The organism is Vibrio sp. 1288, assembly GCF_033344475.1.
Genome location: NZ_JAWPOX010000376.1, coordinates 1 through 780 on the forward strand (window position 1 = coordinate 1; position 780 = coordinate 780).

Below are 780 nucleotides of genomic sequence, written 5' to 3' on the forward strand. Positions count from 1 at the left end.
AAACCTTGCGATACAAAGGTTTCAACCACTTCATTGTTACCAATGCGCGCAGCATCAAAAAAGAGCTCTACTAAGGATTGATATTGAGTTTCTAGTTTGTCTTGAGAGGCAAACAAGCTAAAAGATAAACCCAAAGAAAATAGTACAGAGCTGAGCAAGAATACGTTTTTCATTCACCCATCCTCATTAAAAATGACAGAAAATGGCCTACGGGAGCCCTGATTTTCGGGCAGAAAAGAGCAGATACTTCTCCCGCAGGCCAAAACTTTACGCCTTACATCATCGCTTTGTTTTTCACTTGCGAGAGATTGGTATCGGTCGCTTCAGCAAGACGCGAACCGTATTCTTTGTCTGCACGATAGAAATAGCTCACCATCGTCGCTTTGATGTCTTTATCCATTACCTTATTCAGGTCGCCCGCTAGGTTAGCAATCAGATCGCTTCTGTCTTGTTCATTCATGCTGCGGTACAACACGCCAGCTTGGTAGAAATCTCGTGGTTTACTGATCGCTTTTTGCTGAACCGTACCGACGAGCTTGGTTTCTACCGCTTGAAACTGATTGTCTTCAGCCAAGTTAAGCTTGCGGCTTGGTTCATAATTTACGTCCCCATTGCTCAGCTGCGCGTTATTGCTCAAACCATTTTGATTGTGATTACTAACAGACGTTAACGGACGATTCACTGGCAGCTGGAACAAGTTCGCGCCTAAGCGGTAAAGCTGAGTATCGGCGTAAGCAAACACACGGCCTTGCAACAAACGGTCTTCCGATGGCTCAATAC

Annotated in this window: 1 protein-coding gene and 1 pseudogene; both read right to left on the minus strand. The window is 44.9% G+C overall.

Going from position 1 to position 780, the window contains the following annotated elements:
• Nucleotides 1-173, minus strand: a pseudogene (locus tag R8O11_RS26865) (ankyrin repeat domain-containing protein); the annotation flags it as partial.
• Between the two features lie 101 nt (nt 174-274).
• On the minus strand, nt 275-780 hold a 506-nt coding region (locus R8O11_RS26870), incomplete at its 5' end, for a catalase-related domain-containing protein (RefSeq protein WP_318194830.1).